The following is a 17333-nucleotide window of genomic DNA, read 5'->3' as shown; positions in this document are numbered from 1 at the left end:
GCGCAAAAGCCCCTCAAGCGGCTGCAACGGTCTGTATCGCGCAAGCAGAAGGGGTCAAACCGCTACCAGAAAGCGGTCAAGAGGTTGAGCAAGGCACATCAGAAAGTAGCCAACCAGCGCCGGGATTTCCACCACAAAGTTGCTCATCAGCTTTTGCAAAAAGGGAGACACATAGCCCATGAGGCATTGAACATCAAAGGTCTGGCAAGGACAAGGTTGGCCAAATCTATCCATGACGCCGGTTGGGGTGAGTTCCTGCAAATTCTGGCAGCCAAGGCTGAAAGAGCTGGGCTGTTGACGATTGCAGGGGATCCCCGCGGCAGCAGTCAAGGGTGCTCGGGGTGCGGTCGTGAGGTGCCCAAAGAGCTGCATGAGCGGTGGCACGATTGTCCGCACTGTGGGTTGAGGATTGGTAGGGATCACAACTCGGCGAGGGTCATCAAATCCAGAGCGGTGGGGCGTCCCGTTCTTCAAGCTCAGGAAATGTCCTGCCATTGGGCAGGAGTCACTGGGAAGCCTGCACTCTATGCGTCAGCATAAGTGCGGGAGTACGTCACCTCTCCAGATCCGGATCCTCGCCCAAAGCCCGCAACCTTGCTGCCAGACGCTCGGCCCGCTGGCGTTCCTGTTCGGCTCGTTGGCGTTCCAGCTCGGCCCGCTCATCTCCCGTCAAAAGCAACTGCCCTTTGGCATCGCACCAGCGCAGCCAGCGGGCTTGTTTCCCCTCGAAAACTCCGTCCCACAGCCTCAGGCCCAGCTCCACCTGTTCCAGCCAGGTCTCGGTCATTTCCGCATAGTGGCGGCCCCGCAGCTCAAAAAGGCGCAGCTCCTCGGATCCCAGCTCGTGGTTGGGATCAAAAACCACGTAGTAGCTGACCCGCATCTGCTCGTAGCGGCTGAACTTGCCACCTAGCTCGTCGCCTTCGCGGTTGGAGACAATCTCGATCACCACATCCGGCGGCTTGTCAAATTGCCAGAGCAGATAGCACCGGTTCTGCTTCTCCCACCATTGTTCCGGCACCGTGACATCCAGGCTGAGAAAAACATCCGACACAATCGGGGGGCGACTGGGGGTTGTGTAGATCCCGACATTGGCTGCTGCCAGGAAGGTTTTGTGGGGCAGAGAGCTGTAGAGCGAGCCAGTCAGGAGGCGCTGTTGCTTTTCAGAGGCAAAGTTATCCGCCGGGGTATCGTCCTCAGTGACCAGATCAGCGACATCGGGCAGCAGCAGTTCAGTATCCATGGGCAAAGGCAGTCGGGGATGTCGACATCTTCGCCGTTTCCCCTACTTTTTGCCGCAGAGGACAAGGGCGGCAAAGCTGGCCGCTCTCCAGAAGGGATCCCGCCCGCAGAATGGGGTATCACGGCAAAAGGGCTCTCTTTGAGGAGGAACCTTGAACTGCGACGTTTTGGTGATCGGCTGTGGGGTGGTGGGCTGTGCCATCGCCTACGAATTGGCCACAGCAGGGCTATCGGTGGTTGGGATCGACGCCAGGGATCCGGCCTCAGGCGCCACCGGGGCCTCGTTGGGGGTGTTGATGGGGATCTGCAGCCGCCAGCCAGATGGGGAGGTGGTGCAGTTGCGCCTGAAAAGCCTGGAGCAGTTCGATCCCCTGATTGCGCGGCTGGAAGCCGACTTGGGTCGGACTTTGCCCGTCAATCGGCACGGCATCCTCAAGCTCCTCCGGGAGGAGGAAGTGGACGCTTGGCAAGCAACCCTGGCGGCTCGCCGGCAAGCAGGTTACCGCCTGGAGTTTCTCAGCCCTGGCGAAGTGGGATCCCTGCAGCCAGGTTTGCGCAGCGACCTGGGGGGAGCCCTCTACTCTCCCCAAGATCGGCAGATCCAACCCCGCCTCCTTACGCAGGCGCTTGTGGAAGCAGCCCAACGCAGAGGCTGCCGCTTCTTCTTCCATCAGCCGGTTCAGAAGATGCAGCGCAGCCCGGATCCTCCCTTTCGCCTACAGGCAGTTTATACGCCAGCCTTCGCCTTCTCGGCAGGCCATGTCGTTCTCGCTGCCGGCCTGGACAGCTCCCCTCTGGCCGAGGAGCTGGGCTTGCGGATCCCTCTGCAGGCGGTCAAAGGCCAGGCTCTGCGGGTCAAAGCGGCGGGGATCCCCCTGGGGCCGGTGGTCAGCGACGAGGATCTGCATCTGGTCCCCCTGGGGGATGGATCCCTGTGGGTGGGGGCAACCGTGGAGTTTCAGGCCCCCCATCCCCAGCCGACGCTGCTGGCCTTACAGGATCTGCTGGCCCACGCCATCGGCATCTGCCCGGCCCTAGCCGAAGCCACCCTGCTGGAGCACTGGGCCGGCCATCGACCCCGACCGCTGGGGCAGCGCGCCCCCATTCTGGGGCCGGCTCCCGGCTATGTCAATCTTTTGGTTGCCACCGGCCACTACCGCAATGGAGTGTTGCTGGCCCCGATTAGCGCCGCCATCCTGAGGGATTTGGTGCTGAAAGGGGAAACAGCCCTGTGCGATCTAAGCGCTTTTGCCCCAAGACCTAAACAGGGCTGAGCTGGCCTATCCACTGAGGTAGCAAGACTTATGTCAGAATAGAAGGTTGCCCGGCTCAGGCCGGGCCAGTGTGTGATCTGTCGAGTCCTGCAAAGGAGAAAAGAGCCTTGCCGAAATTTGCCCTGAAAGCCCTCTGGCTGGAAAACGATTTGGCCATCGCCGTGGATCAGGTGGTGGCCAAAAACCGCAGCCCCCTCACCCGCTACTTTTTCTGGCCGCGGGATGACGCCTGGGAACAGCTCAAAGCCGAGCTGGAGAGCAAAACTTGGATCAGCGAGGAAGATCGCATCACTCTACTCAACCAAGCCACTGAACTGATCAACTACTGGCAAAACGGCGGACGCGAGCGCCCCATCAGCGAAGCCCAAGCCCAGTTCCCCGACATCCTCATCGGCGGCAACGCCTAGCTCTCCCCTCCCCGCCGAGGCCGCGACTCCAAACCCAACCCATCTTGATGGGGATCCTGCTTTTGGGCTAGATTAGCACTCGGGATTTCAGAGTGCTAACTTTGGGCTCGGCCAAGCCAATGGATCGCCGGGGCCCTTCTGGGATCCCACTCCGCCTGGCAGCGCTAAGCGGCCCAGTTGAAACTAAGAGGATCGGGGATTCTATGGCAAAACAGATTCTGTTTAGGGAAGAGGCCCGCAAGGCATTGGAGCAGGGCATCAATCAACTGGCGGATGCAGTTAAGGTTACCATTGGCCCGAAAGGGCGCAACGTCCTTCTGGAGAAAAAGTTCGGCGCCCCCCAGATCGTCAACGACGGGGTCACCATTGCCAAGGAAATTGAATTGGCGGATCCTTTGGAGAACACCGGTGCCCAGCTGATGCGGGAAGTGGCCACCAAGACCAACGACGTGGCCGGAGACGGCACCACCACAGCCACCATTTTGGCCCAGAGCATGGTGCAGGAGGGGTTGAAGAATATTTCGGCAGGAGCCAACCCTGTAGCTTTGCGGCGCGGCATCGAGAAGACCACTGCCTACCTGGTGGAGCAAATTGCCGCTCAAGCTAAGCCTGTGGAAGGCCGCAAGAACATCGCCGAGGTAGCTACCATCTCTGCCGGCAACGACCCGGAAGTGGGGGAGATGATCGCCAGGGCCATGGATGCCGTGGGGCGAGATGGGGTGATTACGGTCGAAGAGTCCAAGTCCTTGGAAACCCAATTGGAAGTTGTCGAAGGGATGCAGTTCGACCGCGGCTACATTTCCCCCTATTTCGTCACCGATACGGAGCGGATGGTGGCCGAATACGAAAATGCCTATCTGCTCATCACCAGTAATAAGCTCTCCAATCTTCAGGATCTGGTGCCTGTTCTGGAGCGGGTAGCGCGAGAGGGACGGCCGCTGCTGGTGATTGCCGAGGATGTGGAGGGAGAAGCCCTGGCCACTTTGGTGGTCAACAAGCTGCGGGGGGTGTTGAACGCGGTGGCGGTGAAGGCGCCGGCTTTTGGGGATCGGCGCAAGGCCATGTTGGAGGACATTGCCATCCTCACCGGTGGGCAGCTCATCTCCGAGGATATCGGCATCAAGCTGGAGAACGTCACCCTGGACATGATGGGGGTGGCCCGCAAGATTACCGTTACCAAAGACAAGACCACCATTGTGACCGACGGCAGCACCAAGGCGGCGGTGGAGAAACGGGTGGCCCAGATCCGCAAGCAACTGGAGACCACCGATTCCGAGTACGACCGCGAGAAGCTGCAGGAGCGGATCGCCAAGCTGGCCGGTGGGGTGGCGGTGATCAAGGTGGGAGCTGCCACTGAAACGGAGCTTAAAGACCGCAAGCTGCGCATTGAAGATGCCCTCAACGCCACGCGGGCGGCAGTGGAGGAAGGGATCGTCCCCGGTGGCGGGGCAACGTTGCTGCATCTTTCCAAAGGGATCCCGGCCTTCAAGGCCAACTTGAACGCAGAAGAGCAGGTGGGGGCGGACATTGTCTGCCGGGCTTTGCAGGCGCCGCTCTATCAGATTGCCCACAACGCTGGCCTGGAGGGGTCGGTGGTGGTGGAAAAGGTTCTGGAGAAGGAGATGCCCTTTGGCTTTGATGCCCTGACGGGCACCTATGTGGACATGTTTGCTCAGGGGATCGTGGATCCGGCCAAGGTCGTACGCTCGGCGCTGCAGAATGCCGCTTCCATCGCCGCCATGTACCTCACCACCGAAGCCATTGTGGTGGAAAAGCCCGAACCCAAGACGAAAACAGGAGCGAGCCGCTCCGGCGGTGCGGGGATGATGTAACTCCCCTAAACCATGCCCTTGTGGCCTAGGCCCCTATTCAGGGGCTTTCTCCCGTCTCCGGTCGCAGCAGGGGGAAGGCGATGACATCGCGGATGCTGGCAGCGTCGCACAGCAGCATCGCCAGACGGTCGATGCCGATGCCCAGGCCACCGGTGGGGGGAAGGCCGTACTCCAGGGCAGTGAGGAAGTCTTCGTCCAAAAAGTGGGCCTCTTCGTCTCCGGCTGCCTTCAGGGCCGCCTGGGCCTCCAGCCGCTGCCGCTGATCCACCGGGTCGGTCAGCTCCGAGTAGGCGTTGGCCGTCTCCCGCCCGACGATAAACAGCTCGAAGCGCTCCGCCAACCCCGGCTTGCTGCGGTGGGGCTTGGTGAGCGGACACACCTCCAGGGGATAGTCGAGAACAAAGGTCGGCTGGCGCAGGCGGCTCTCGCAGCAGTGCTCGAAGGCTTTGACCAACAGCTTGCCAGGGGAGTCGTGGGGGGAGAGATCGGGGATCCCCTGCTGGGCCAGGGCGGGCAAGAGCTCGGCGGTGGATCCCTTTTCCACGTCGATGAAGATGCCGGTGGCCTCCTCCACCAACTCCTGGATCGTTACCCGCCGCCAGGGTGGGGTGAGGTCAATGGTCTCCCCTTGGTAAGTAATTTGCAGGGATCCCCGCACTGCCAGGGCGGCGTTGCAGACCAGGGCTTCGGTCAGCTCCATCATCGTGTGGTAGTCGGCAAAGGCTTGGTAGGCCTCCAGCGAGGTAAACTCCGGGTTGTGGCGGGTGGAGATGCCCTCGTTGCGAAAGACTCGCCCAATTTCGTACACCCGCTCGATCCCGCCCACCACCAGCCGCTTCAGGTGCAGCTCGGTGGCAATGCGCAAGTAGAGATCTAGATCCAGGGCGTTGTGGTGGGTGATGAAGGGACGCGCCTCCGCCCCGCCGGGGATCACCTGCAGCACCGGCGTCTCGATCTCCACAAAGCCCCGCTCCTCCAGGGTCTGCCGCAGGGAGCGGACGATCTTGGCCCGGTCGAGCAAGGTTTGCTTGACCTCGGGGTTGACGATGAGGTCAACGTAGCGCTGGCGGTAGCGTTTCTCCACATCCCGTAGGCCGTGCCACTTATCGGGCAGGGGCAGCAGGGCCTTGGTCAGCACCTGGTACTCGTCCACCCGCACCGACAGCTCCCCTTTCTCGGTGCGCTTGAGACAGCCCTTGGCCCCCAGCCAATCGCCCACGTCAAGCAGCTTGTCCAGGTTCTTGAAGGCCAGCTCCCCCATGTGCTGCGTCAGCCGTTGCTTTTCCAGGTAGAGCTGGATGGTGCCAGAGCGATCCTGCAGGGTAAAGAAGGCCAGTTTGCCCATGACCCGCCGCGCCCGGATCCGCCCGGCCACCGCCACCTGCACATCCTCCCGCTCGGCGCCGGGCTCGAGATCGGCAAATTGCGCCTGCAACTCGGCAGCCAAGTGGGTAACCGGGAAAGAATAGGCGTAGGGCAGGATCCCTTGCTCCTGCAGGTGGCGGGCCTTTTCCAGGCGGGCGGCCCGTTGGGCAGCTTCGCTGCTGCTGGGGAGAGTGGACATAGGGGTAAAAGGGATAGAGGATTTCAGGGACGGACGGGATCCTTTTTTACGCTTCCGGCGGCGCGATCCCGTGGGAACGCAGCAGCTCCAAAAGTCTTTCGGCCCGTTGGCGTTCTCTTTCAGCCCGTTGGCGTTCTCTCTCGGCCCGCTGCTGCTCTAGGGCGGCCTTTTCGTCGCCGGTGGGTAAAACTTGGCCCTCTCGGTCACACCAGCGCAGCCATTCCGTGTTGACGCCCTCGAAGGATCCCTGCCAGAGGGTCAAGCCCAGGCCAATCTCCTCCAGCCAGGTGGAATCGAAGGGAACCAACTCTCCCCCCCGCCGCTGAAAAAGAACCAGTGGGGATCCCTGCAGCTCCCGCAGTTGCCGCAAAGGATCGTAAACCCCGTAGTAGCCCACGCCGGCGCGGGCGTAGTCCCTGAGTTTGCGGCCCAGCTCTTCTCCCTCGCGGTTGGAGACAATCTCAATGACCACGTCGGGAGGCTTGCCCATCTCCCAGACAAAGTAGGTGCGATCTTCCTTGCGCTCGAAGCTGGCGGGGGGAGCTACCTCCAGGCTGAGCATGACATCGGGCACGAGCGGCGGCTGCTTGAGGGCGTAGAACAGGCCGACGTTGGCCGTGGCCAGGAAGGGGATCGGCTCGCCGCTGTCTTTGGCTCTGGGCTGAAAGGAGGCGTAGAGGGCGCTCGTGAGCAGGCGCTGCAGCTTCTCCGAGTAGATGCTGTCCACAGGCTGGTCGTCCTCGATCACCAGGTCACTGATATCGGGTGGGGGCGGCGGTGGAAACTCCGCTGCCGGCGTCGAGGGCTTGAGGGGGCTAGAAGGTGCAGAAACCATGATGCCGGGATCCTTTGCAGGGCCGCTGCTAGCGACTGCTCGGTTGTTGGTCAATCGAGCCGATATCGAACCATCTCGAGGGTAGCAAAGGTTTTGGGGAAAAAGGCGACCAGAGAGCTTCTCCAATCCACACCAGAGATAGAAGCCCAACCCTGGGCCGAGGGCCTGCCTCCTGGAGCGGGGCAAGAGACAAAAAATCCTGCCCGACCTCCTCAGCTTTGGCCGGATCCCTTTTGGAAAGCAGCTAGCGCTCCGCCTGGGCGTTCAAGCTGGAGACGATCAGGTACACCACGAAAAGAAACAGGGCTACCAACGCCATAGGTCGATCCTTAGGTCAGTCTCTTGCGCCAGGGTCTGTAGGATAGTGTGCCCATCCGGGCCGGGATCCGGTTGCTGTTGTCGCACAAACCTTTATTCTATGACATTTTCCCGTAGCTTGGTTCTTGGCGGAGCTCGACCGCCCAACTGGGCAAGTTGGGGATCCCTTCTCACTGGCCAGGCTCGGAGCTGGGCAGAGCCACCAGCAGAGCTTCCAACACCCGCTGCACCCGGCTCAAGCGCAGGCCAGAGTCGGCCAAAACGGGGCTGTTGGGGATGATGGCGTGGCGGAACCCCAGCTTGGCGGCTTCCTTGAGGCGCTGCTCCAACTGCGCCACCGGGCGCACCTGTCCCCCCAGGCCCACCTCGCCGATCAAGACCGTAAAGGGATCCACCTGGCGATCTCGGAAGCTGGCGGCCACGGCCACCGCCACCCCCAAGTCGGCAGCTGGCTCGGCCACCTGGATGCCGCCGGCGGAGGCAATGTAGGCGTCGTATTTGGAAAGCGGGATCCCCACCCGTTTTTCCAGCACCGCCAAGATCTGCAAAAAGCGGTTGAGCTCGATGCCGGTGGCGGTGCGGCGGGGGGAGCTGTAGCTGGTGGGGCTGACCAGGGCCTGCACGTCCACCACCAAGGGGCGGGTGCCCTCACAGGCGACGATGGTGGCCGTTCCCGGCGTGGCCTGATCCCGGCTGCTCAAAAAAAGCTGCGAGGGATTGTCCACCTCCACCAAGCCAGAGGCGGTCATCTCGAAAACGCCGATTTCCTGGGCCGCCCCAAAGCGGTTTTTGACGGCGCGCAGCAGGCGGTGGCTCTGAAAGCGATCCCCCTCAAAGTACAAGACGGTGTCCACCAGGTGCTCCAGCACCTTGGGCCCGGCCAGGGATCCATCTTTGGTAACATGGCCAACGATGAGCAGGGCCACCCCCAGTTTTTTGGCCACTCGCATCAAGAGGCCGGCGCATTCCCGCACCTGGGAAACGGATCCCGGCGCCGAGCTGAGCTGCCCCCAGAAGATGGCCTGGATGCTGTCGATGATCGCCACCTGGGGCTGTAGGGCCTGGATCTCGGCCACAATGGCCTCCAGGTCGGTTTCCGCCAATAGGTAGAGCTGCTCGCTTTCTATCCCCAGCCGCAAGGACTCCGTCCCGCTAATGCGAGCGGCGCGCAGCTTGATCTGCTGGGCCGATTCCTCCCCCGACACGTACAAGATGGGCCCCCGCTTGGCGAGATGCGCAGCAGTCTGCAGCAGCAGGGTGCTCTTGCCAATGCCTGGATCGCCGCCGATCAACACCAGGGATCCCGGCACGATGCCACCTCCCAACACCCGGTCGAACTCGCCGGAGCCAGAGGAGAGGCGGGGGTGGCTCTCCGAGGAGACTTGGGAGAGGGGAAGGGCCGACAGGGGCATCCCGTTGCCGCGGCTGCGCTGGGGAACGAGCCGCTGCGGTGGCCCAGACTTAGAAGAGGGGGCGACGACCACCTCCGTCAGCGTGTTCCAGGCGCCACAGTTGTCGCAGCGGCCCAAAAACTTGGGGTAGCGCTCGCCGCACTGGCTGCACTCCCAGACGGTTTTGGCCTTGGCCATGAACAGGGATCCCGCCTCTTTCTTAGGATACAAGGACTCCGACCGGCTGCCGCTAGCTGTGGGGCAGGGGAACGGCGGGAATGGGCACCTCTGGCAAGGCCAGGGATCGGCACTGGGCGTGGTGGCGCAGCAGATGGTCACAGAGCACCAAAGCCACCATCGCCTCCACCATCGGCACCGCCCGCGGCAGCACGCAGGGATCGTGGCGCCCCCGCGCCGCCAAAACCGTCTCCTGCCCGTCGAGGGTGACGGTGCTTTGGGGCTGGCGAATGGTGGCGGTGGGCTTGAAGGCCACCCGCAGGACGATGTCTTCCCCGTTGCTGATGCCCCCCTGGATGCCGCCGGAGCGGTTGCTGCGGGTGCGCCAGCCGCTGGGGGTCATGTAGAACTCGTCGTTGTGCTGCTTGCCCGTCAGGTAGGTGCCGGCAAACCCCGAACCGATCTCAAACCCCTTGCTGGCCGGCAGCGACATCACCGCCTTGGCCAGGTCGGCCTCCAATTTGTCGAACACCGGGCAGCCCAGCCCGCGGGGCACATTGCGGGCCACACATTCCACCACTCCCCCGAGAGAATCTCCTTCCCGCGCCGCTGCTTCAATTTTTTCAATCATCGCCGCCGCCGCGGCTGGATCGGGGCAGCGGACGATGTTGGCTTCCACCTGCTCCGCCGTCACGGAGCTGGGATCCACCTGGGCCTCTACGTCTTGGACCCGCTGCACATAGGCCAGGATCTCTACCCCTGCTGCCAGGCGCAGGATCTTCTTGGCGATGGCCCCGGCGGCCACCCGGCCAATGGTCTCCCGCGCCGAGGCCCGCCCTCCCCCCTGCCAGTTGCGGATGCCGTACTTGGCCTGGTAGGTGGCATCGGCATGGGAAGGGCGGAAGGTGGTGGCCATCTCGCTGTAATCCTGGGGGCGGGCGTCCTGGTTGCGCACCAGGATGTGGATGGGGGTGCCGAGGGTAAAGCCTTGGAAAACCCCGGAGAGGATCTGGCAGCGATCCGCCTCCTGGCGCGGCGTGGTGATGTGGCTCTGGCCGGGACGGCGCCGATCCAGCTCCGCCTGGATGTCGGCCTCGCTCAAGGGCAGCCGCGGCGGGCAGCCGTCCACCACCACCCCCACCGCCCCCCCGTGGGACTCGCCGTAGGTGGTGACGCAAAACAAGACGCCGAAGGAGTTGCCGTTGGCCATGGGATCCCTGAGCAAGAAGCTGCCCGCTCGCAGGCGGCTGGGAGAGACTGTCTTCTATTCTGCACCAGAAGGCTTGCGGACGACGCGGTGCAACTGACGGCAGCCGGCAATCCCCCGCAACACCAGGTGGGGATCCCAGCGCAGCTCTGCGTCAAGGGGCCGCAGGTGGGGGTAGAGTAGCTCGCCATCGCCGCCGGTTACTAGCAGCGGGCCTTGGGGAAAGCGGCGGCGCCAGTCGGCCAGAAAATCCCGCAAGCCGGCCAGCAGGGTATGAAGAATGCCGCTGCGGATGGCGGCCCCAGTGTTCCTGGCCCAGCGGGGGGGTATGGGAGCGCCGGGATCCCACTCCACTTTGGGCAGCCGGGCGGTGTGGTCGGCCAGCGCCTGCGCCTGCAACCCCAGGCCGGGCAGGATCGCTCCTCCCACCAGGGATCCCTCGGCGTCAGCTCCCGTCAGGGTCAAGGCGGTGCCGGCGTCGATGACCAAGCAGGGCCAGCCGTAGCGGATCCCGGCGGCCCACAGAGCCAGTGCCCGATCCAGCCCCAGGCTTGGGTAGGGATCCCGCAGCGGCACCTGGGAGAGCTCAAGGCAATGCACCCAGGGGGATCGGGGCGGCAAAGGGGCAGAGCCAACGGCAGCTAGCCACAGCTCCGTCTCTTCTGGCCAGGATAGGGGTTGGTGGGCGGGAAACTGCTCCACCTTCACCAAGCTCTCGCCAGCAAACCAGCCCCAGCGCACGTGGGTGTTGCCCACCACGGCGGCCAGCCACCGCTCTGCCTCAGAACTCATGCAACAGCTCCGCCTCCACGCGAAACAGCTCCACCGGCTGATCGGCAGGGATCCCGGCCAATTGCTTGGCGGTGGAGAGCTGCCAGGCCGTCGTCAGAGCCTCTCCGGGCAGCAACACCGCCCCCCGTGTCCCCGCGCGAATGAACAGGCCCATGCGGGTGGGATCCACCTGCTCCAGAGAGGGGATGGGCACCACCCGTCGCACGATGGCCACCTGAATAGAAGCCGACTCCAGCTCGCCGGGTTGCAGGGGCCGATAGCGCCAGTCGCGAGTAACAGCTCCCACCGCCGCCCGGATGGTGGCCCTGGCCAGATCCTCGCCGCCGGGATCCAAGCTGCCCCAACAGCCGCGGGGCCGTCCCTCCCTGGTCACCGTAACAAAAACTCCCGCCGGGCGCCGCCAGTGGGGCGGGATCTCTTCTGGAGCAGGCAGCACCTGGCCAGTGGCGAAGTAGTGGGCGATGGCCTGCCGCGCCAGGGCCGGCAGCGTCTTGGGCAAGGGTTGCGGCTGGACGGGAGCAGGGATCCCCTCCGTCCCGCCGTTGCGGGGCAAGGCGCCTGCCGGGGAACTCGTGGCCGGGGACGGGATCCCGCCAACGCGCCCAGAAACCTCTGGCCGGGATCCGGCCAGCAGCCCTAGCCCTGCCCCCAGAAACAAGGCCAGCAGGCTGAGCGATCGAATGGCAAAGGTGGACACGAGCTGAGGATCTTGCCAACCCAACTCTAGGCTAGGCTATGCCCCCGCTTCTGCAAGTACTTGAAAACGGTGTTCAGATCCTTGTCGCCCCGCCCGGAGCAGTTGACCACCACCCGCTGCTGGGGGCCAAGCTGGGGGGCTAGGGTCTTCAGGTAGGCCAGGGCGTGGGCCGTCTCCAGGGCGGGGATGATCCCCTCCAGGCGCGACAGCAATAGCAGCGCCTCCACCGCCTCGTCGTCGGTAACGGCGTAGTACTCAGCCCGCCCAATCTCCTTTAAGTAGCTGTGCTCCGGCCCCACACCGGGGTAATCCAAGCCAGCGCTGATGGAATGGGCCTCCTGCACCTGGCCTTCTTCATCTTGCAGCAGGTAGCTCATGGCCCCGTGCAAGACCCCAATGCGACCGCGGCTAAGAGTAGCAGCGTGGCGGGAGGTGTGCAAGCCCTCCCCGGCAGCCTCGATGCCGATAAGCCGCACTTGGGGATCCTGAACAAACTCGTTGAACAACCCCAGGGCATTGGAGCCGCCGCCCACACAGGCCAGCAGCACGTCCGGCAGTCCTCCCCATTTCTCTTGGCACTGCTGCCGCGTCTCCTGGCCGATGACATCGTGAAAGGTCCGCACCAGCTTCGGGTAGGGGTGGGGTCCGGCCACCGTGCCAATGACGTAGTGGGTGGTCTCCACGTTGGTTACCCAGTCGCGGATGGCCTCGGAGAGGGCGTCTTTGAGGGTGGCTGTGCCTGATTCGACCCCCCTTACCTCAGCGCCCAGCAGGCGCATCCGCTGCACATTGGGGGCCTGCCGCTCCATGTCCAGCGCCCCCATGTAGATGACGCATTCCAGGCCAAAGCGGGCGCACACCGTTGCCGTGGCCACCCCATGCTGGCCAGCGCCAGTCTCGGCAATGATCCTTCGCTTGCCCATGCGCACCGCCAGCAGCACTTGGCCGAGGGCGTTGTTGATCTTGTGGGCACCGGTGTGGTTGAGATCCTCCCGCTTCAGGTAGATCTGGGGGCCGCCGTAGTGCTCGGTCAGCCGCTGGGCAAAGTAAAGGGGGCTGGGCCGCCCGACAAAGTCCCGCAGTAGGCTGTGAAACTCGGCGCGAAAGTCGGGATCCCGCCAATGCTGCTCAAAGGCTTCCTCCAGCTCCGTCAGGGCGCTCATCAGGGTTTCCGGCACAAAACGGCCCCCAAAGGGCCCAAACCGGCCCCGAGGATCCGGACGCACCTGCGGGTCAAGGGGATCCCAGGTGGCAGGGGCAGCAAGAGGAGTTGAGGTCATGGCAAATGGATTGGCGCGGGCTTGACAGCCGGCAATAGGAGACAAGTTTCCCTATTCTACAGAAGATGGAAACTCGGGAAGGCCACTGTCCAAGCTATCTTATTTGCCGCCCTAGATGGTGGGATCCCGCCGAAATCACCTTTGAACAGGGGGCTTCCAAGGATTTTTACGATCAGGCCGTCCGATTTTGGGGGCGGCCTTTATGGACAAGCATCTGCAAGAGTTGCTCCAGCAAGAAGATCAAAAGCGCAGGGACGAAGAGCTGCGCCGCACCTATGCCCTTTCTCAAAAGTCTCAGGGAGCGGCAGTCTTTTTGTCGTTATTGCTGGCTTTTGCGGCCTACATTTATACGCGGCGATGGAAAGCGCTAATGATCTTTTTGGGGTGGTGTATTTTTGTCGGCGTGTTGTTTAGCGATGAAGAAGGAGAAGTTTCTCTCCCTGGACTTTTTCTGGCCTCCACCTGGGCAGCGGTGGACAACTGCGCCGCCATCCAGCGAGCTAGAGAAAAAATTGAACTGCTACGCTCCGGGCAAAGCCCCGATAGCAACCGGCAGACTTAATCGACCTCAAATCAACAAGCTGGAAACCCTTCCTTACTCCCCTCTCCCTGTGGGAGAGGGGCTGGGGGTGAGGGATCCCTTTGCCAGCAGCAGGTTAGGACAAGGGAGCCTAGAATGGCCGCAGATCCGAGGAAACCAAAACCATGAAGTCTGCTGCTTGCCTAGCCTGTCTGCTCGCCGGTCTCCTTGGGGGGGAAGGGATCCCGGCCCTGGCCTCACCCGCTCTTTTGGTGCTGGCCCAGTCCGGCTTTCAGCCCTACATCAATGTCCGCTTTGGCTATCGCCTCGACTATCCGGCTGATTTTGTCCCCCAAGGGGAATCCGACAGCGGCGACGGCCAGGTGTTCATCGGCAAAGAGGGGGCCGAGCTGCGCGTTTGGGGTGGGTACAATATTCTTCAAGCAACGCCCGCCAGCGCCCTGCAAGAGGAGCTGCAGCGCAGCCGGGAAAGCCGACGCTGGGTTACCTATCAAGTTGCCGGTCGGGATTTTTTCGTGGTCTCCGGCTACGAGCCAGACGGCCAGCGGATTTTTTACCTCAAAAAGCTCGTCAGCCCCTCTCTAGAGGCTGGCTTTGAATTGGTCTATCCGGCCAGCCGGCGCGAGCGCTACGACCGGGACGTGGAAGCCATAGCCCGCTCCCTGCGCTTTGTGGATCCCTGACCCAGGCCCAAGTTGGGGCATGATCGTAGGGATCCCTGGCAAAACCCCATGGCCGAGAGACCGCTGGACAGTTGGCTGCGGGAACGGATGCAAGCCGTTGGCCTCTTCTCATGGCGGGCCTTGCAAGCACGGGCGGGGATCAGCCGCCGCGCCCTCGATCAGGTGCGCCAAGGGCAGTGGGGATCCCTGCGCCTGGAGCAACTGCAGAAGCTGGCTGCCGCTTTAGAGTGGGAGTTGGGATCCCTGCTTGGCGGTGGCGACCCTAGTCCAAGGGGCTCGAACACTGCAGAAGCGATCTTTTCCCTGCTGCAGCCGCTGCTGACCAGCTACCCCACCGTCCGCGAGATTGCCCGGCGCAAGCCCGATTGGCCGGCCCAAAACGTGACGGCCCTCTTCCGGTCGCTGGATGCCCTGCTGCAGCAGTGGGGGTATGAAGCCATCGGCAGCCCTCTTGAGTCCGTCCCCTTCGACCCGCAACTGCACCAGCCGGATCAGCCGGACATTCGGCCAGGGGATCCCGTCTACATCCGCTTTGTCGGCTACCGCCGGAAAGACTACATCCTCTGCCCGGCCAAAGTCAGCCGCTCGCTGCCCGGAGGATTGAGCTGATGGCACCTGTCCCCAAAGCAACGCTGGCTATCGATTTCGGCACCAGCAATACTGTGGTGGCAGTTTGGGATCCCGTCCAAGAAGCGCCCCGCCTGCTCAGCTTTCCCGGCCTTTCCCGCCCGGGCTACTCGGCCATTCCCAGCCTGGTCTATGTCAAGGGAAAAGGCCAGCTCTTGGTGGGGGAAACGGTGCGGGCCGGGCGTTGGGGGGCAGTGGAGCCGCAGCGGCTGTTTCAGGGCTTCAAGCGGGATCTGGTGGCGGAGTTTGTCCCCCCACCGCGGATTCTCGATGGGGAGCGCTACGACGCCGAGAGGGTGGCTCAGGCTTTTTTGCAGGCGGTGATGGAAGCCGTCCAGCAAGAATACCTGCAGCCGCAACAGGTGGTGTTTACCGCTCCCGTCGGCTCCTTTGAGCGCTACTTGAACTGGCTGCGGGGGGTGGCCGGGGATCCCGTTCAAATTGTGGACGAGGCCACTGCCGCTGCCCTGGGCTATGCGGTCGGCCAGCCGGGATCCGTGGTGCTGGTGGTGGATTTCGGCGGCGGCACCCTGGATCTCAGCCTGGTGCGCACCCTTGCCCCCCAGCCGGGCAACCCCGTCCTCAAGGCAGAGGTGATCGCCAAGGCCGACGCCTACGTGGGCGGGGTGGATATCGACATCTGGATAGCCGAATACCTGCTGGGGCAACTGGGGCTGAGCCGGCAGCAGCTGGGGGCCCTGAGCTGGATGACGCTTTTGGAGCAGGCAGAACAGCTCAAGATCGCCCTTTCTGCCCAGCCGGAGGCTGTGGGCAGTTGGTTCGACGACGAGACTCTAACTGCCTATGAGCTGCGCTTGAATCGGCAGGCGCTGGAGGAGATTTTAGAAACCCACCAGCTCCTCGACCAGATCCGCCAGTGCCTAGACGAGGTGCTGCTCAGCGCCCAGGCAAGGGGAGTGGGCAAAAGCCAAATTGAGCAGGTGCTCCTGGTGGGAGGCAGCTCCCAACTGCCGGCAGTCCAAGAGCTGCTCCGCTCCTACTTCGGCAAAAAGAAAGTCCGCTGCGAGCGCCCCTTCGACGCCGTGGCCCTGGGCGCTCTGCAGATGGGCCGCCAGGTCAAGCTCGAGGATCGCCTGCACCACAGCTACGCCATCCGCCTCTGGGATCCCTGGCAAAAAAGTTACATCTACTATCCCCTCTTCGAGCGGGGCAGCCCCTACCCTTGCCGACGCTCCGAGCCCTTGATCTTGCAGGTGGCCAACGATGGCCAGACCGAAATTCGACTCGATGTGGGGGAAGTGGCCCAGGTGGCCCAGGCTGAGGTGGTCTATGACGAGCTGGGGCGCATGAGCAGCCGCCAACTTACCCGACAAACCGATTTTCGATCCCTGGGTGCTGAGCCGGCTTGTCTGGCCCGCCTGCAGCCCCCAGGTCGGGCAGGAGAAGATCGCCTCAAGGTGGAATTTGCCGTCGATGCCTCGCGGCGGCTGTTGGCCACTATCTTCGACTTGCAAACCCAGCAGCTTTTGGTAGAAGCCCAGCCCGTAGCCACCCTGAGTTAGAGAAAGGCACTCAGCTTCTTTATCGCGCCAAAACCCAAACAGTGCCGCCTGGCCCTTCTCCCCCCTGGGAGAGGGGCTGGGGGTAGTCGCAATGGCAGCGTGGAGCGCTTGGGCGGATCCCTTGTTGAACAATCGCCTATTTTGCTGTAAAGCGCGGGGGAAAAGTCTTAAGCTCATCCAGAATGACTGTATATCCCCTGCAGTGGCTTTGTAATGACTTGACAGATATAGTCATTTCAAATAGATGCAACGTTTCTCTACGTCGTTATTGCTACGCAACGCTGTCGCGAAGGCGCCGGCAGCGCGAAGCACTATCTCTAGCTCCCCTCTCCCCCTGGGAGAGGGGCTGGGGGTGAGGGCCGACTCCCCTGAGCTCAATCTCTCAAGAATTAGAAACGACTGGCCCTACTGCTGACAGGTAAACTAGCTTCCCGTCGTAGAACAGCGCTGAGCCTTGGTCGCCTTGCTGCGAGTCTGCCCGGTACTGATACATTTACGCTGAACACTGCTGAGCATTACTGCTCAGCGGTGAAGCGATAGCATTCTGTCCGTTTCCGTTGTCACTACGCGATGCTGACGCGACCGCGTTAGCGGGACGGAGTCCAAACAGAAAGGCGGTATCCCGCAAAGCCCTGAGCATAACGCCCAGAGCGCCTTGCCAATCTCGTGGTAGCCTATGGTTGCACTTTGGGCATCTAAACACCTTTGCGCCACCCAACTTGGTGTGGATGTGCCCGCACTTGGTACAGGTTTTGCTGGTGTACGCTTCCGATACTTCCACGACAACCACGTTTTTCTTCTTGGCTTGAAACTTCAGGAACTGCTTGAACCGGTAGTGCGCCCAGGTGAGCATCGCCCTTGCTGTCTTGCTACCAAACTTCCTCCCTGCCTTGGCAACCATCTTGGCTGACTCGAAAGTGGGGAGGAATATCAATCGGTAGTT

Annotated in this window: 17 protein-coding genes; 8 read left to right on the top strand and 9 right to left on the bottom strand. The window is 62.6% G+C overall.

The window, feature by feature from the left end; all coding sequences use genetic code 11:
• Positions 1-540, top strand: a 540-nt coding sequence (locus tag SYN65AY6A5_RS09575; protein ID WP_143597157.1) for an RNA-guided endonuclease TnpB family protein, incomplete at its 5' end; no start/stop codon positions are given.
• Positions 541-553: 13 nt separating this feature from the next.
• On the opposite strand, the gene SYN65AY6A5_RS09570 is transcribed toward SYN65AY6A5_RS09575, so the two are convergent.
• Complete coding sequence (locus SYN65AY6A5_RS09570) at positions 554-1243, bottom strand: Uma2 family endonuclease (RefSeq protein WP_011429238.1); 690 nt, start codon at positions 1241-1243, stop codon at positions 554-556.
• A 151-nt stretch (positions 1244-1394) separates the two neighbouring features.
• On the opposite strand from SYN65AY6A5_RS09570, the gene SYN65AY6A5_RS09565 reads away from it, so the two are divergent.
• The 3 genes from SYN65AY6A5_RS09565 to groL all read left to right on the top strand — a co-directional run bounded on the left by SYN65AY6A5_RS09565 (position 1395) and on the right by groL (position 4755).
• A complete protein-coding gene (locus SYN65AY6A5_RS09565; RefSeq protein ID WP_071813491.1) occupies positions 1395-2516 on the top strand; it encodes an FAD-dependent oxidoreductase in 1122 nt (373 codons plus the stop codon).
• A gap of 68 nt (positions 2517-2584) precedes the next feature.
• On the top strand, positions 2585-2923 hold the full coding sequence (locus SYN65AY6A5_RS09560) for a 30S ribosomal protein PSRP-3 (RefSeq protein WP_346426047.1): 339 nt from the start codon (positions 2585-2587) through the stop codon (positions 2921-2923).
• 203 nt (positions 2924-3126) lie between these two features.
• Entirely contained in the window at positions 3127-4755 is a 1629-nt protein-coding gene (groL, locus tag SYN65AY6A5_RS09555) for a chaperonin GroEL (RefSeq protein WP_011429241.1), read from the top strand.
• Between the two features lie 37 nt (positions 4756-4792).
• On the opposite strand, the gene lysS is transcribed toward groL, so the two are convergent.
• The 7 genes from lysS to trpB all read right to left on the bottom strand — a co-directional run bounded on the left by lysS (position 4793) and on the right by trpB (position 13016).
• Positions 4793-6319, bottom strand: a complete 1527-nt coding sequence (lysS, locus tag SYN65AY6A5_RS09550) for a lysine--tRNA ligase (RefSeq protein WP_011429242.1) — start codon at positions 6317-6319, stop codon at positions 4793-4795.
• 46 nt (positions 6320-6365) lie between these two features.
• On the bottom strand, positions 6366-7154 hold the full coding sequence (locus SYN65AY6A5_RS09545) for a Uma2 family endonuclease (RefSeq protein ID WP_240527750.1): 789 nt from the start codon (positions 7152-7154) through the stop codon (positions 6366-6368).
• A gap of 488 nt (positions 7155-7642) precedes the next feature.
• Positions 7643-9061: a DNA repair protein RadA gene (gene radA, locus SYN65AY6A5_RS09540; protein ID WP_011429244.1), complete on the bottom strand. Its 1419-nt coding sequence runs from the start codon at positions 9059-9061 to the stop codon at positions 7643-7645.
• A gap of 52 nt (positions 9062-9113) precedes the next feature.
• Positions 9114-10250, bottom strand: coding sequence for a chorismate synthase (gene aroC, locus SYN65AY6A5_RS09535; protein WP_011429245.1), 1137 nt, complete (start codon positions 10248-10250; stop codon positions 9114-9116).
• Between the two features lie 54 nt (positions 10251-10304).
• Positions 10305-11039 carry a pantothenate kinase gene (locus tag SYN65AY6A5_RS09530; protein ID WP_011429246.1) on the bottom strand — a complete coding sequence of 245 codons (735 nt, stop codon included), beginning with the start codon at positions 11037-11039 and terminating at the stop codon, positions 10305-10307.
• Positions 11029-11736 carry an AMMECR1 domain-containing protein gene (locus tag SYN65AY6A5_RS09525; RefSeq protein ID WP_228375405.1) on the bottom strand — a complete coding sequence of 236 codons (708 nt, stop codon included), beginning with the start codon at positions 11734-11736 and terminating at the stop codon, positions 11029-11031. Before SYN65AY6A5_RS09525 ends, SYN65AY6A5_RS09530 begins: the two co-directional genes overlap by 11 nt.
• A gap of 26 nt (positions 11737-11762) precedes the next feature.
• A complete protein-coding gene (gene trpB, locus SYN65AY6A5_RS09520) occupies positions 11763-13016 on the bottom strand; it encodes a tryptophan synthase subunit beta (protein ID WP_099813265.1) in 1254 nt (417 codons plus the stop codon).
• A 202-nt stretch (positions 13017-13218) separates the two neighbouring features.
• Here trpB and SYN65AY6A5_RS09515 point away from each other — a divergent pair, with 202 nt between their 5' ends.
• The 4 genes from SYN65AY6A5_RS09515 (at position 13219) to SYN65AY6A5_RS09500 (ending at position 16390) form a co-directional block, all read left to right on the top strand.
• On the top strand, positions 13219-13578 hold the full coding sequence (locus SYN65AY6A5_RS09515; protein WP_011429249.1) for a hypothetical protein: 360 nt from the start codon (positions 13219-13221) through the stop codon (positions 13576-13578).
• A gap of 143 nt (positions 13579-13721) precedes the next feature.
• Positions 13722-14240, top strand: a complete 519-nt coding sequence (locus tag SYN65AY6A5_RS09510; protein ID WP_099884297.1) for a hypothetical protein — start codon at positions 13722-13724, stop codon at positions 14238-14240.
• A gap of 48 nt (positions 14241-14288) precedes the next feature.
• Complete coding sequence (locus SYN65AY6A5_RS09505) at positions 14289-14849, top strand: helix-turn-helix domain-containing protein (RefSeq protein ID WP_240531024.1); 561 nt, start codon at positions 14289-14291, stop codon at positions 14847-14849.
• Entirely contained in the window at positions 14849-16390 is a 1542-nt protein-coding gene (locus SYN65AY6A5_RS09500; protein WP_011429252.1) for an Hsp70 family protein, read from the top strand. Before SYN65AY6A5_RS09505 ends, SYN65AY6A5_RS09500 begins: the two co-directional genes overlap by 1 nt.
• Before the next feature lie 493 nt (positions 16391-16883).
• Here the strand turns inward: SYN65AY6A5_RS09500 and SYN65AY6A5_RS09495 are convergent.
• Positions 16884-17333, bottom strand: a 450-nt coding sequence (locus SYN65AY6A5_RS09495) for a zinc ribbon domain-containing protein (protein WP_143597156.1), incomplete at its 5' end; no start/stop codon positions are given.

Source organism: Synechococcus sp. 65AY6A5 (assembly GCF_002760415.1).
In the GTDB taxonomy this organism is placed as follows: Bacteria; Cyanobacteriota; Cyanobacteriia; order Thermostichales; family Thermostichaceae; genus Thermostichus.
This window is presented reverse-complemented; position numbering and strand designations above follow the sequence as displayed.